Origin of the sequence: Streptomyces capoamus, assembly GCF_014654935.1 — a bacterium.
In the GTDB taxonomy this organism is placed as follows: Bacteria; Actinomycetota; Actinomycetes; order Streptomycetales; family Streptomycetaceae; genus Streptomyces; species Streptomyces capoamus.
On the sequence record NZ_BNBF01000025.1, the window covers coordinates 68,840 to 81,415 of the forward strand.

At 71.4% G+C, this 12,576-nt stretch carries 16 protein-coding genes; 8 read left to right on the top strand and 8 right to left on the bottom strand.

The window, feature by feature from the left end; translation table 11 throughout:
* The first annotated feature begins 55 nt into the window (after positions 1-55).
* Positions 56-817 (top strand): phosphoglyceromutase, encoded by a 762-nt coding sequence (locus IE312_RS31070; RefSeq protein ID WP_189985591.1) that lies wholly within the window; start codon positions 56-58, stop codon positions 815-817.
* A gap of 134 nt (positions 818-951) precedes the next feature.
* Here the strand turns inward: IE312_RS31070 and IE312_RS31075 are convergent, their stop codons facing one another.
* Positions 952-2,277, bottom strand: a complete 1,326-nt coding sequence (locus IE312_RS31075) for a M1 family metallopeptidase (protein ID WP_306419838.1) — start codon at positions 2,275-2,277, stop codon at positions 952-954.
* 199 nt (positions 2,278-2,476) lie between these two features.
* Positions 2,477-2,704: a hypothetical protein gene (locus tag IE312_RS31080; RefSeq protein WP_189985593.1), complete on the bottom strand. Its 228-nt coding sequence runs from the start codon at positions 2,702-2,704 to the stop codon at positions 2,477-2,479.
* Positions 2,705-3,030: 326 nt separating this feature from the next.
* On the opposite strand from IE312_RS31080, the gene IE312_RS31085 reads away from it, so the two are divergent.
* Positions 3,031-3,369 carry a hypothetical protein gene (locus IE312_RS31085; protein ID WP_189985594.1) on the top strand — a complete coding sequence of 113 codons (339 nt, stop codon included), beginning with the start codon at positions 3,031-3,033 and terminating at the stop codon, positions 3,367-3,369.
* A gap of 67 nt (positions 3,370-3,436) precedes the next feature.
* Positions 3,437-3,844, top strand: a complete 408-nt coding sequence (locus IE312_RS31090) for a hypothetical protein (RefSeq protein WP_189985595.1) — start codon at positions 3,437-3,439, stop codon at positions 3,842-3,844.
* A 12-nt stretch (positions 3,845-3,856) separates the two neighbouring features.
* Here IE312_RS31090 and IE312_RS31095 read toward each other — a convergent pair whose 3' ends face one another.
* Entirely contained in the window at positions 3,857-4,540 is a 684-nt protein-coding gene (locus tag IE312_RS31095) for an 8-oxoguanine DNA glycosylase OGG fold protein (RefSeq protein WP_189985596.1), read from the bottom strand.
* 77 nt (positions 4,541-4,617) lie between these two features.
* Positions 4,618-4,803, bottom strand: a complete 186-nt coding sequence (locus tag IE312_RS31100; protein WP_189985597.1) for a hypothetical protein — start codon at positions 4,801-4,803, stop codon at positions 4,618-4,620.
* A 351-nt stretch (positions 4,804-5,154) separates the two neighbouring features.
* On the opposite strand from IE312_RS31100, the gene IE312_RS31105 reads away from it, so the two are divergent.
* On the top strand, positions 5,155-5,472 hold the full coding sequence (locus IE312_RS31105; RefSeq protein WP_229900643.1) for a hypothetical protein: 318 nt from the start codon (positions 5,155-5,157) through the stop codon (positions 5,470-5,472).
* A gap of 19 nt (positions 5,473-5,491) precedes the next feature.
* Here IE312_RS31105 and IE312_RS31110 read toward each other — a convergent pair whose 3' ends face one another.
* A complete protein-coding gene (locus IE312_RS31110) occupies positions 5,492-5,890 on the bottom strand; it encodes a hypothetical protein (protein WP_189985598.1) in 399 nt (132 codons plus the stop codon).
* 209 nt (positions 5,891-6,099) lie between these two features.
* Between IE312_RS31110 and IE312_RS31115 the strand changes: the two genes are divergently transcribed.
* The gene (locus IE312_RS31115) at positions 6,100-6,573 is read left to right on the top strand and encodes a carboxymuconolactone decarboxylase family protein (RefSeq protein ID WP_189985599.1); all 474 of its coding nucleotides are present in this window, start codon (positions 6,100-6,102) and stop codon (positions 6,571-6,573) included.
* A 10-nt stretch (positions 6,574-6,583) separates the two neighbouring features.
* Here the strand turns inward: IE312_RS31115 and IE312_RS31120 are convergent, their stop codons facing one another.
* A complete protein-coding gene (locus tag IE312_RS31120) occupies positions 6,584-7,060 on the bottom strand; it encodes a DUF2000 domain-containing protein (RefSeq protein WP_189985600.1) in 477 nt (158 codons plus the stop codon).
* 49 nt (positions 7,061-7,109) lie between these two features.
* On the opposite strand from IE312_RS31120, the gene IE312_RS31125 reads away from it, so the two are divergent.
* Positions 7,110-7,925, top strand: a complete 816-nt coding sequence (locus IE312_RS31125; RefSeq protein WP_189985601.1) for an AraC family transcriptional regulator — start codon at positions 7,110-7,112, stop codon at positions 7,923-7,925.
* Between the two features lie 43 nt (positions 7,926-7,968).
* Here the strand turns inward: IE312_RS31125 and IE312_RS31130 are convergent, their stop codons facing one another.
* Positions 7,969-8,469 (bottom strand): type III secretion system chaperone family protein, encoded by a 501-nt coding sequence (locus tag IE312_RS31130; protein ID WP_189985602.1) that lies wholly within the window; start codon positions 8,467-8,469, stop codon positions 7,969-7,971.
* A complete protein-coding gene (mshA, locus tag IE312_RS31135; protein WP_189985603.1) occupies positions 8,462-9,799 on the bottom strand; it encodes a D-inositol-3-phosphate glycosyltransferase in 1,338 nt (445 codons plus the stop codon). Before mshA ends, IE312_RS31130 begins: the two co-directional genes overlap by 8 nt.
* A gap of 245 nt (positions 9,800-10,044) precedes the next feature.
* On the opposite strand from mshA, the gene IE312_RS31140 reads away from it, so the two are divergent.
* Both IE312_RS31140 and IE312_RS31145 read left to right on the top strand, forming a co-directional pair.
* Positions 10,045-10,890, top strand: a complete 846-nt coding sequence (locus IE312_RS31140) for a class I SAM-dependent methyltransferase (protein ID WP_370467641.1) — start codon at positions 10,045-10,047, stop codon at positions 10,888-10,890.
* A gap of 230 nt (positions 10,891-11,120) precedes the next feature.
* Positions 11,121-12,224: a C40 family peptidase gene (locus IE312_RS31145; RefSeq protein ID WP_189985604.1), complete on the top strand. Its 1,104-nt coding sequence runs from the start codon at positions 11,121-11,123 to the stop codon at positions 12,222-12,224.
* Positions 12,225-12,576: the final 352 nt, after the last annotated feature.

A 12,576-nucleotide genomic window follows, 5' to 3' on the forward strand; every position in this document is an offset into this window, starting at 1 on the left:
GCCGGTGCCGCCCGGGCGCGTCCCGTCCCGGAACCCCTTAGGTAGGCTCAGGACCATGGCCGACGCACCGTACAAGCTGATCCTCCTCCGCCACGGCGAGAGCGAGTGGAACGCGAAGAACCTGTTCACCGGCTGGGTGGACGTCAACCTCAACGAGAAGGGCGAGAAGGAGGCGGTCCGCGGTGGCGAGCTCCTGAAGGACGCCGATCTCCTGCCCGACGTGGTCCACACGTCCCTCCAGAAGCGCGCGATCCGCACCGCCCAGCTCGCGCTGGAGGCCGCCGACCGCCACTGGATCCCCGTCCACCGCTCCTGGCGCCTGAACGAGCGGCACTACGGCGCCCTCCAGGGCAAGGACAAGGCGGCGACGCTGGCCGAGTTCGGCGAGGAGCAGTTCATGCTCTGGCGCCGCTCGTACGACACCCCGCCCCCGCCGCTGTCGGACGACTCCGAGTTCTCCCAGGCGCACGACGCCCGCTACGCCTCCATCCCCCCGGAGCTGCGCCCGCGCACGGAGTGCCTGAAGGATGTCGTCATCCGGATGCTCCCGTACTGGTACGACGCCATCGTCCCCGACCTGCTGACCGGCCGCACGGTCCTGGTCGCCGCCCACGGCAACAGCCTGCGCGCCCTGGTCAAGCACCTGGACGGCATCTCCGACGCCGACATCGCGGGCCTGAACATCCCGACGGGCATCCCCCTCTCCTACGAACTGGACGCCGACTTCAAGCCGGTCACCCCCGGCGGCAAGTACCTCGACCCGCAGGCCGCGGCGGCGGCGATCGAGGCGGTCAAGAACCAGGGCAAGAAGAAGTAACGCTGCACGACCAAGCCCCTCACCTGGCGTTTCATGGTGGGTGAGGGGCTTGTCGGTGACGATCGTGCTGAAGTGGCACGTGCCGGGCAGAGGCGCTGAATACCGGTGCGGTCCCGGTGACGGCACCAAGCGGTCTACCGGATGCGGTGCTTCTTCCAGAAAGCGGCCAGGTCCTTGTCCGTCACGGACTGTGCGGCCTTCTTGAAGTCAGCGGTGGTGGAGACGCCGTACCAGTGGTCGTGGGCGTACCGCTTGAGGAGTCGTGCCATCGCGCCGGCGCCGATGGTGCGTTCCAGGGTCGCCAGGGCGCAGGATCCGGCCGTGTAGACGAGGTGGTACTCGCCTGGGTGCTTTGCCCAGTAGGCCATCGAGTTGGTGAGCGCGGTGCCCTCGTCCGGCCAGTCCACGTCCGACCAGCACGTGCGTGTGTCCCAGCCGTAAAAGCGCGCGTTGGCGTATTGGGCAAAGCTTTCGTCCAGCCAGGGCGCGCCGTACTCGTCGTTGCCCACGATGCCGTACCACCACTGGTGGGCCACCTCGTGAACGACGGCACCGCCCTCTTCGCTGGTGCCGAGGATGACCAGGCCGGGGTACTCCATACCGCCGCCGAACTCCTTGGTCATCACCAGGTCGATCTCGCCGTACGGATAACGGCCGAACTCCCTGCCGAACCGGTCGACGGCGGCGACACCGTCCTTGCGGTTGAGCCGCACTCCCGCCGCGGGCGTGTTCGGCGCCCAGTACGACTTCACGCGCACGCCACCGGGCGAGGTCTCCATCGCGGTGCGGAACGGGCCCGCCGCCCACGCTAAGTCCCGCACCCGGTGCGCGACGCTGTGGGTGACTGTGCGCCCGGGCTTGCCGCGGCGCGTCCAAGTACGGCCGGTCGCGGGAACCTTGAGGGCCGACGGGTGGTCGATACGCACGCGGAAGTCGCTCGCCAGGGTGTAGAAACTCTCGCCCGTCGACACATACGGATCGAGGTGCCATCCCTTCGCGTCATGCACGGCGAGCACCGGCAGCGCATTACCCAGGAAGCGGAACGCGCCCTCGCGGCCGAAGCGGTCGTTGCGCCGGGGCACAGTGATGGAGACGTCGAAGGAGACAGCCGTCCGCCCGCCGCGTGCGAGCGGCTTCGGCAGGGTGATGCGCAGCGCGGTGCAGTTCACGGTGAGGCGGCCCGCAGTGCCACCGAGCACCTTGGACACCTTGACGGGGGACGGCTTGTCCGGCGTGCCGCACTTGTCATCACCGTTGCCCCACAGGCGCACATACACCTCACGCAGCGGCTGGTCGGAGGCATTGCGGAACGACACGCGCTGCCGGCCCGTCCAGTGGGAGCCGTCGGCGTCGCCGCGCAGGGACACGTCGTAGCTGAGCCGATCGGGCGTCGCGGCCTTGGGTGCCGGTGCCGGTGCCGTGGCGGCATCGGCACCGGTGGCGCCGGCCGCCACGATCATGGCGAGCGGGACAATGAGCAGACGGCGAGCGGCCTTTGACCACCGCGACGGTGCGGGTATCGACGACATGGCATCGGATCTTCCCACACCGGTATGACAATTGGCGGTCCAGTGCAGGTTCTATCCGGCCCCGCAAGCGACCGGCCTCGTCCCGCGACGAGATCGCGAAAGGGCCCCAGAAGAGTCTGGGGCCCTTTCCTTACTCAAGGCTCGTGTTGCGGATGTAGCCCGCTGCCCTTGCGCCGGTCACGCCGAGCGAGAAGCTGGCAACGAGGGTGCTGCCTCCAGCCGTGGCGACGGCAGTCAGGCTGCCGCCCAGCCGATCGAACAGGAAAGCTGCGAGCAGTCCGAGGATGATCGCCCCTTGGGCGACGATGACAACCACGAACTTGTTCTGCACGCCGTCCGAAGAACCGTTTTCGGCCATTCTGTTTTTTCTCCGCGTCTCATGCGCTCATGCACTATCACACCCTTCAGTCTCTCGGCAGAGTTATGGCGGCCGGCAGGCTGCTAATTCCACTGGGGAAACCGGCTCGGGGACGCATTGAGGCCCTCCGGTCGTTTTACGGTGCTCTTGAGTTGTGCGACAAGCCCCGTAGAGTTGCATGTTCACGCCATCGGAACATCGGCTCTCCTCTCCGTCGAAGCCCGGCATACCCCGCGGGTGTGAGAGCTAATCTCACGCAGAAGCGCGCTCTCGCCTCAACTGGGGTCTGTCGTACGCGCGTTCCAGGACCGTGTGCATCATGGAGCATGGGGATCGATCTCGAATTGCACTCAGGGCGGCCCGCCCGTAGCTGGCGGAAGTCGCGCGCGACGGTCCTGCGGACCTCCTACGGGCACGGCGACGCGCTGGCCGACGCACTCGGCTCGCTCCGGCTCCTGGGAGTGCCGGGCCGGCTCGCCGCCGTCGACCCGTACGGGGATACGGTGATGAACGAGCAGGAGGCCGCGGCCGCACTCCAGGAGATCGGCCGCCTGAAGCAGCGCTGCGGAGATGAGCACCAACTCGCCGCTCTGGACGACCTCGCGGCGATGCTCGGCCAGTGCGCGGCCACCCCGGGCAGCTACCTGTGGTTCGCGGGTGACTGAAGCCCCGTCGTAGCGGCCCGAGGGCCGTGCGGGTCGCCGGCAGGCGCCGGTGGGGAGGAGGAGTGTCGTGGAGCTGGCGCCGTTGATGCCGAATCGTCTCGCGAACAGCGTTCTCGGGGTGGGCCCTGCGGTCGGAGGCGTCGTCTATGCGGTGCAGGCCGATGGCATGCTTGCGCGAGTCGCGGCCTGCCTCGCCGTGACCGGGTTCGTGGTGCTCGCCGTCCGGGGGTACCGGCTCGGTGTGACGTGTCTGCCGACGGCGCTGGTGGTCCGTGGATATCTGCGCACGCGCGTGATCGCCCGGGAGAGCATCACGGGGATCACGGACTTTCCGGCGGTCAGGTGGACGACTCGCGGCGGGCGCAGGCGATGGACTCCCCTCACCGCGTTGATGACGAGTGCCGGTGAGGTCTCGGGGATGCGGGTGCAGAAGGAGCGCGCCCTCGGGCAGTTGCGGCGGTGGGCGCGGGTGTAGGGGCGCCAGCGCTCAGGCCGGGTCGACGCGGGCGTCCACGTGGCCGTCCAGGTGGAAGAGGAGCCACTCCAGCCAGTCCGCCCCGACTCCCGTCGACGCGGCCCAGCCGTGCATGACGGTGACGTACGTGGCGTACCGGGTGGGCCAGTGGCGGGTGCCGGCCGTCTCCCAGCTGGACCAGCCGAGCGCGTTCAGTGAACGGAAGACCCGGGCGTCGAGGATCAAGGCCCGCTCCTGTGCGGCGTCGCGGTCGTCCACGGTGGCGAACCACTTGGTGAAGAAGGACCGGCCCACCCCCCTGAGGCGGAACTTCCCGTAAGCGCCGCTCAGATCGCCGGCCCGCACCGCTGCGCGGGTGGTCCGCAGGACCGTGGGCATGCGCGGGTCGGACAGGGCCGCTTCGGTGTACCGCGGCCCACGTCCGTTCGTGGTGCCCGAGCCCCAGATCATGACGGCCACGAAGAGGTCGCGCAGGCCGTCGGGGTCGTCACCGACGCGGTCCCGCAGCCGGGCCAGGTCGCCCCGGTCGATGAGGCGGTCGCCCTTCGCCCCGTGCGACGTGCTGACCCCGATGTCGAGTACGTGCTCCGCTCGGTGCGGAGCCAACCGCAGGCGCCACGTCTCCGGGCGGAAGCGCACGGGCTGCTGTTCGCATCCGCCGTAGCGGACGACGAGTTGGTGAAGTTGCTCCATCATGCTCCCCCCGACCATGACGGCGGCACGCCGCGTGAGCCACAGGGTAAGGGAGGACCGGACGGGGCGTCTTCCCGTCGTCAGGCCTGTGACGGTCGGCGGGTCAGGCGCACGCGTACCTTGCACGCGATGAAGAAGGCGACGAGCGTGGCCGCCGGCACGGGGATGTCGAGCCAGACGGGCAGCGTCGCCACGCCACAGCCGACGAGGGGCATGGGCGACGCGTACGGGACGATGTCGATGGTGAGACTCGCGCGTGCGAGCATGGGCCCCTCCGAGTTGTGAATTGCGGAGGGAGCCTATTCACTATCGGCGGTTGTGGGCAAATTCCAGGCCGGGCAAGCCTGTATTCAATCACCGCATCCGCTTGATGTCTCCAAGCGATCCTTTTAACTTGAGCTTCCCAACCGATCCTCCTAATCGACCACCCTAACCGAGTTGCCTAATACGCTTCGCTCATACCGCCCACCAATAAGCGTTTACCGTTCCGTCAGCGATTTACGTGCCCCGGCGGCGGAGCCGCGGTCGGCGGCGGGGACGATGGCCGTATGCGTTACTTCAATGGGACGGGCTGGCTCGCGATCTTCACCGGCTCGTAGACGGTGATCGGGCGGACCGTGGACGTGGATGCCTGGGACGAGGCGACGGGCGTCGCCCTCGTGGTCGATCCCCGGCGCGGTGTCCGTCGCCCGGTGACGGACTATCCGGACTTCTCCCACCTCGAGCGCGCCGACCAGGTGGTGGCCGCCGTGCCCGGAGCGGGCTGGCGGGCGTACTGGAAGGACGAGGGGCCCGACAACGGGCCGCTGACCGAGCAGGTGCTCGCATGGCTGGTCACCGCCAAGGGGCGGGCCACCCCGATCACCGTCGACGCGCACGGACACGTGGACGACGCCGAGGGCGCCGATCGTCTCATCCCACCCGGTGAGGGATGAGCCCGTCGCCTCCGGGGTCTCAGGAGAGGTCGGGTACGCAGCCGAACCAGTTCACCGTGCGGGCGTCCCTCGTGTAGCCCAGGCAGCGCAGTGTCCTGTCGTGGAGGGTGGTGGTGCCGTCGAGGGACTCGTCCAGGTAGTCGTTCTTGTGGCGGGGCTGGACGAGGGTGTCGATGTCGATGACGTACCAGCGGTGCCGCTGGTCGGGGATGTCGCAGCCGCGGGCGGTGACGTTGCGGCTGGGGCCCTCGCTCCATATCGGGCGCTCGGCGCGGTCGCAGTGGGCCTTCTCCGACGCGGCGGCGGTGCCGGCGCCGGTGCCGAGCAGGGCTGCGGTGCCTGTGGCCAGTGCCACGGCAGCGCCCAGCAGGCGGGGTCGGGTGCGGTGGGGGGCGCGGTTCGCGGTGCGGTGGTGCACGGGGTCCTCCTGGCAGTGGGGCCTGATGCGAGCCTCACACGCCCCGGCGTGTCCGGCCCGGCGGGCGGGGGGCCGGTCCCACGTCCCGGTGACGGGCGTGGTGCCAATGCAGCAGCGGCGGTGACGCGGGTCACGCGCGGCCGTGTCACATCCCCGCCGTCTCCTCCGTCAGTGAGGTGTAAGCAGCCGCAACCACCCGGGAGCACACCATGGACGCTCGGTTCGACCTGCACGCCAACCCTGTCGCCGGCAAGCTGTTCAAGCACTTCAACGCCGCCGGCAGGGTGATCTCGGAGTCCACGCTGCCCGCTGCCACGCAGGAGCTGGTGAAGCTCCGGGCCAGTCAGATCAACGGGTGCGCCTTCTGCACCGACATGCACAGCAAGGACGCCCTGCACCACGGGGAGACGCAGACCCGGCTGAACCTGGTCGCGGTCTGGCGGGAGGCCACCGTGTTCAGTGACGCGGAGCGGGCCGCGCTGGAGCTGACCGAGGAGGCGACCCGGATCGCCGACGCGGCCGGCGGGGTCCCGGACGAGGTCTGGGCGAACGCCGCCAAGCACTACGACGAGGACCAGCTCACCGCGCTGATCGCCCTGATCGCGCTGATCAATGCCTACAACCGGGCGAACGTCATCGTGCAGCAGCCCGCCGGCGGTTACGTGCCCGGCATGTTCGGCTGAGACCCGGCCCTCACGGGTGCATCCGGGCGCCCTTGAGGACCTTGTCCACGGCGTTCCGGGGGCCGTACACCGCCAGGCCCACCAGGTCCAGGCCGGCCGTGGGGACGGCGCGGACCGCCGCGCGGTTGGCGCGGTCGTGGCCGGTGGCGAACAGGTCCGCCGTGAACACCGCGCGCGGCAGGGCACGGGCCAGTGCCCTGCCGTGGGCGGCCCGCAAAGTCTCCTCGGTGCCCTGGAAGACCAGCACCGGCTGCCGGAACATGGGCAGGTACGGCACCGCGTCCGCGTCCTCGTACGGCTCGCCGATCACCTCGGGGACGGCGGTGCCCAGGCCGCTGACCAGGAACGCGGTCACGTTGAGCCGTTGCCAGGGCGCCAGGTCGTCGCGCAGCACGACAGCGATCTTGGTGTCGAAGCGGACGGGGGCGGTGCCCGGTCCGGTGCCGGATCCGGTGGTCGGAGCGGTCATGTCGGTCGCGGTGTTCATGGAGTGAGACTCGCCGTCGGAGCGCGCGCCCGTCTTGTACGTTCCTTGCATGGCCGGGCAGGAAGTCAGCGCGTGGCGGCCCCGGGTCCCGGGCGTGACCGAGGTCTTCCACGCCCGCTTCACCGAGTACGCCTATCCGATGCACGTCCACGACGCCTGGACGCTGCTGATCGTGGACGCCGGCGCCGTGCGGTACGACCTCGACCGGCACGAGCACGGCACCCCGCACGACACGGTGTCGCTGTTGCCGCCGCACGTGCCGCACAACGGGTCGCCGGCCACGCCGGGGGGCTTCCGCAAGCGGGTGGTCTACCTGGACGGCAGCCGGCTCGGCGAGGAGTTCATCGGGCCGGCCGTGGACTCCCCCGATCTGCGGGACCCCGTGCTCCGGCGGCGCGTGGGGCAGTTGCACTCCGCCCTCGCCCGGCCCGGTGACGAGCTGGAGGCGGAGAGCAGGCTGGTCCTCGTCGCGGAGCGGTTGCGGGACCACTTGCGCCGGCGGTCCGGGCCGGGGCGGCGCGCGGACCCCGTACTCGCCCGTGCGTTGCGGGAGTTGCTGGACGCACGGGTCGTGGAAGGGCTGTCGCTGGAGGACGCCGGCCGGCTGCTGCAGGCCCATCCGGCGCACCTGGTGAGGACGTTCAGCGGTGCGTACGGCATCGCCCCGCACCAGTACCTGATGTCCCGGCGGGTCGGGCGGGCCCGGCGACTGCTGCTGGACGGGCTGCCGCCGGGCGAGGTGGCCCCGGTGGCCGGGTTCTACGACCAGGCCCATCTCACCCGGCACTTCAAGAAGTCGGTCGGGGTGACGCCGGGCCGCTACCGTCGGTCCTCCCTCGCGGGGCCCGCGCCGGACGCGTCCTGAACCGCCGCCCGGCGGCCGGGATCAGTCCGCAGGGCGGCCGGGATCAGTCCGCAGGGCGGTCGATCAGGTGCATGAAGGCCTCCAGGTTCCGCGTGGACTCGCCGCGTGACACCCGCCAGGCGTACTCCTTGCGGATGGAGGAGGCGAAGCCCAGTTCCAGGAGGGTGTTGAAGGCGCCGTCGGCCGCTTCCAGGACCTGGCCGAGGAGGCGGTCGACGGCGTCCGGGGTGACGGAGGCCAGGGGCAGCCGGGAGGTGACGTAGACGTCGCCGAGCCGGTCCACGGCGTAACTCACGCCGTACAGCTTGAGGTTGCGCTCCAGCAGCCAGCGGTGGACGCCGGCCTCGTTCTCGTCGGGGTGGCGGATGACGAAGGCGTTCAGCGACAGGGAGTGCCGGCCGACGAGAAAGGACACCGTGGTGAACAGCTTGCGGCTGCCGGGGAGCTTGACCACGTAGTTCCCGGGTTCGGGGCTCTCCCACTCCAGTTCCGCGTCCTTGAAGACGTCCTCCAGGACCTGCCCGGCCTTCTCCACGTCACCCATGGTGGGAGCGTACGCGACGGCGGTGGGACTGGGTCGCGGCCGTGTAGACGTCGGCGGTGGCGGCGGCGGCCGTCTCCCAGCCGAAGGACTGGGCGTGCCGGGCGGCGGCCTCGCCCATGCGCGGGGAGAGGTCCGGGTGGTCGGCGAACCGGCGCAGCACGCGCGCGTAGTCGGCCGGGTCGTGGCCCTGGACCAGGAAGCCGGTCTCGCCGTCGCGCACGGCGACCGGCAGGCCGCCGACCGAGGCCGCGAGGACGGGCGTGCCGGCCGCCTGCGCCTCGACGGCGACCAGGCCGAAGGACTCGCTGTACGACGGCATGACCAGCACGGACGCGGCCCTGAACCAGTCGGCGAGCTGTTCCTGGCCGACCGGCGGGCGGAACCGTACGACGTCCGCGATGCCCAGCCGGGCCGCGAGCTTCTGCAGACCCTCCGGTTTGGCGAGCCCGCTGCCGCTGGGGCCGCCGACGATCGGGACGAGGAGGCGGGAGCGCAGCTCGGGACACTCGTCCAGCAGGACGGCCACGGCGCGCAGGAGGACGTCCGGCGCCTTCAGGGGCTGTATGCGGCCCGCGAAGAGCGGGATGAGGGCGTCCTGCGGGAGGCCGAGGCGGGCGCGGGCGGCGGCCCGGCCGTCGGCGGTGCGGAAGCGGTCGAGGTTGACGCCGGGGTGGACCACGGCGACCTTGGCGGGTTCGGCCGCGTAGTGCCGGACGAGTTCGCCGGCCTCCTCGGCGGTGTTGGCGATGAGGCGGTCGGCGGCGGCCACGATCTGGGTCTCGCCGATCACGCGGGCGGCCGGCTCGGGGGTGTCGCCTGCCGCCAGGTTGGCGTTCTTGACCTTGGCCATGGTGTGCATGGCGTGCACCAGGGGCACGCCCCAGCGCTGGGCGGCGAGCCAGCCGACGTGGCCGGAGAGCCAGTAGTGCGAGTGGACGAGGTCGTAGTGGCCGGGGCGGTGGCCGGCCCACGCCTGCATCACGCCGTGCGTGAAGGCGCACAGCTGGGCCGGCAGCTCCTCCTTGGCCAGGCCCTCGTAGGGGCCCGCGTCGACGTGCCGGACGAGGACGCCGGGGGCCAGCTCGACCGAGGGGGGCAGGCCGCCGGCCGTGGCCCGGGTGAAGATCTCGACCTCGATGTTGAGGGCGGCCAGCCGCTGGGCCAGCTCCACGATGTAGACGTTCATGCCGCCGGCGTCGCCGGTGCCGGGCTGGTGGAGCGGGGAGGTGTGCACGGAGAGCATGGCGACCCGGCGGGGCCTGCGGTACAGCCTCAGCCGCGCGCCAGCCGACGGGGAGCGTCGCCCGAGCCTGCTGACGTACTGGCTCACGTGGCGTTCCTCCTCGCTGCGGGCATGCCTGCCGAGGGCCCGGCGCCCTCCACGGGGGTGCAACAGCGAGCGGGTGCCCGGTCATTTCCCGAACAACCGGCTTTGCCGAATCATTACCCGGTGCCGATCAACCGTTCGAATGCGGCGGGCGTCGGCGGAACGCCGAGGGGGGTCTTGCGCGCCCGCCACGGGGGCCCTTGCGGCGCCCGTCACGGGGACCCTTGCGTGCCCTTACCCTCGTACGCATGGCCTCCCGCACCCCGCCCCTCCCCCACGCCCGGCCCCGTCCGGGCAAGGGGGCGCCCGTCGTGGGCACGGTGACGCGCGGGACGACCAATCCCAACCGGCTCCGCCGCATGGACCGCTGGATCGCGGCCGTGCACGGGGCGGCGCTGCGGCGCGCCGACGATCCGATGGCCGTCGACCTGGGCTACGGCGCCGCGCCCTGGACCGCCGTGGAGCTGCTGGTGCGGCTCCGGGCGGCGGCACCCCGCACGCGCGTGGTCGGCATCGAGATCGAACCCGCCCGGGTGGCCGCCGCCCGGCCGTACGAGCGCGAGGGCCTGGTCTTCCGGCACGGTGGCTTCGAGGTGCCGGTCCCCGAGCGGCCGCTGCTGATCCGCGCGGCGAACGTCCTGCGCCAGTACGACGAGGGCGAGGTCGCCGCGGTGTGGCGGCAGCTGTGCGCGCGGCTCGCGCCGGGCGGGCTGCTGGTGGAGGGGACGTGCGACGAGATCGGGCGGCGGCACGTGTGGGTGGCGCTCGGTCCCGAGGGCCCGCGCACGGTCACCTTCGCCGCCCGGCTGGGCTCCCTGGACCGCCCCTCCGACCTCGCCGAACGGCTGCCGAAGGCGCTGATCCACCGCAACGTGCCGGGCGAACCGGTGCATGCCTTCCTGCGCGACTTCGACCGCGCCTGGGCGGCCGCCGCGCCGTACGCGGCCTACGGCGCCCGGCAGCGGTGGCTGCGCGCGGTGCGGGACCTGACGGCGGACTGGCCGGTGACCGACTCCCCGGCCCGCCGGCGGCAGGGCGAAGTGACGGTGGCGTGGGGCGCGTTGGCACCCCGGGGCGGACCGGGTACGCACTGACCCCGCGGGGGCCGGCCGCCACCGCCCCCTGCGCACATCACCCGTTCGGGGCGTCAGGGACGGAACGAACCCGGCGCGTCGTTCGTCACACCGGCGAGGAGATCGCCGTATCCGGCGGTGAGCGGGGGAAATCCGGTTTCCGACGACCTCTGTCGCTTTGCGCGCGGCCGTGGCACGATCCCTCAGGCGACCGTAAGTTACTGACGGTAAATCAGTTTGGGGGAAGAGGTATGCGTTGGGGCAAGCGCGGCCCGCTCATGGCCGCCCTGACCGTGGTCTGCGCGGTGACCGTCCTCTCGGCGCCGGGAACGGCGTTCGCGTCGGTCGCACCCGCCCCCGCGCAGCAGGCCGCCCCCGCACCGACGCCGACGCCTCAACCGACGCCGACTGCCGTGCCGGACAAGGACCTTGAGAAGGTCCGCGAGAAGCTCGACCGGCTGTACCACGACGCGGCCGTGGCCACCGACGCCTATAACGCGGCCGAGGAGAAGACGAAGAAGCAGTCCGCCGAGATCGTGGCGCTGGCGAAGAAGATCGTCGAAGGCCGGCGGAAGCTGGAGAGGCTCAAGGACCAGGCGGGTGCCGCGGCCCGCGACCAGTACCGCACCGGCGGGCTCTCCTCCAGCGCCCAGTTCCTGCTGAGCGACGACCCGGGCCAGTTCCTCGACGACGCCGGCCGGGTGCTGCAGGGTCAGCGGGCGGCGCGGTCGCTCATGGCAGAAAAGACCCGCACCCAGCGGGACTTGCAGCGGTACGCCGACGACGCCGCCGACCGCTGGCAGCAGCTGGACGCCAACCGCAAGGCCAAGGCCGCCGCCAAGAAGAAGATCGAGAAGCAGATCGACGCGGCGGAGAAGCTCCAGTCCCGGCTAGAGAAGAAGCAGAAGGAGCGGCTCGCCCGGCTGGAGCAGGAGGCCGCACAGAAGGCGCAGACCGCCTGGCTGGACACCGGTGTCCTCGCGGACGTCCACGGCAAGGCCTCCGCGCAGGGCGAGAAGGCCGTCCAGTACGCCACCCAGCAGCTCGGCAAGCCCTACGTGTGGGGTGCCGAGGGGCCGGACGCGTTCGACTGCTCGGGCCTGACCTCCCAGGCCTGGGCGGCGGCCGGGCACCCCGTCCCGCGCACCTCCCAGGAGCAGTGGAAGCAGCTCCGGCATGTGGACGTGGAGGACATGCGCCCCGGTGACCTCGTCATCTACTTCTCCGACGCCAGCCACGTCGGGATGTACATAGGCGACGGCACGATCATCCACGCCCCGCGCCCCGGGCGGACGGTGACGACCGCGGGCGCCGGCACGATGCCGATCCTGGGCGTCGTACGACCGGACGCCTGAGCCGGCCGCCGGCTCCCGCCACCGGCACTGGAGGCGGGAGCCGGCGGACGCCCCTTGTGACCTGCGTGAACGCGCCCACGGCCGGTGACGGACGTGCCGTACGACCCGCCATGGACCGCCCCGGCAACGGGCGACGAACACTCCACGAGCCGCGACGGACACCGCACGCAGCGACGGCGAACGCGCCACGCGCCGAACGCCCCGTGCGGCCTACGGCGGGCGTGCCGGCAACGGCGGCGGACAGGCCATGTGGGCGGTGGCGGACAGGCCGATGCGATCGGTGGTCGACAGGCCACGTGGGCGGTGGCGGACAGGCCGATGCGATCGGCGGCGGACACGCCTTTGCCGGCGA

Bases quoted from the DNA above. Each gene is read 5' to 3' on its own strand.
- IE312_RS31070 (WP_189985591.1), top strand. From the start codon at position 56: ATGGCCGACGCACCGTACAAGCTGATCCTCCTCCGCCACGGCGAGAGC.
- IE312_RS31075 (WP_306419838.1), bottom strand. From the start codon at position 2,277: ATGATCGTGGCGGCCGGCGCCACCGGTGCCGATGCCGCCACGGCACCG.
- IE312_RS31080 (WP_189985593.1), bottom strand. From the start codon at position 2,704: ATGGCCGAAAACGGTTCTTCGGACGGCGTGCAGAACAAGTTCGTGGTT.
- IE312_RS31085 (WP_189985594.1), top strand. From the start codon at position 3,031: ATGGGGATCGATCTCGAATTGCACTCAGGGCGGCCCGCCCGTAGCTGG.
- IE312_RS31095 (WP_189985596.1), bottom strand. From the start codon at position 4,540: ATGATGGAGCAACTTCACCAACTCGTCGTCCGCTACGGCGGATGCGAA.
- IE312_RS31100 (WP_189985597.1), bottom strand. From the start codon at position 4,803: ATGCTCGCACGCGCGAGTCTCACCATCGACATCGTCCCGTACGCGTCG.
- IE312_RS31115 (WP_189985599.1), top strand. From the start codon at position 6,100: ATGGACGCTCGGTTCGACCTGCACGCCAACCCTGTCGCCGGCAAGCTG.
- IE312_RS31120 (WP_189985600.1), bottom strand. From the start codon at position 7,060: ATGAACACCGCGACCGACATGACCGCTCCGACCACCGGATCCGGCACC.
- IE312_RS31125 (WP_189985601.1), top strand. From the start codon at position 7,110: ATGGCCGGGCAGGAAGTCAGCGCGTGGCGGCCCCGGGTCCCGGGCGTG.
- IE312_RS31130 (WP_189985602.1), bottom strand. From the start codon at position 8,469: ATGGGTGACGTGGAGAAGGCCGGGCAGGTCCTGGAGGACGTCTTCAAG.
- IE312_RS31140 (WP_370467641.1), top strand. From the start codon at position 10,045: ATGGCCTCCCGCACCCCGCCCCTCCCCCACGCCCGGCCCCGTCCGGGC.
- IE312_RS31145 (WP_189985604.1), top strand. From the start codon at position 11,121: ATGCGTTGGGGCAAGCGCGGCCCGCTCATGGCCGCCCTGACCGTGGTC.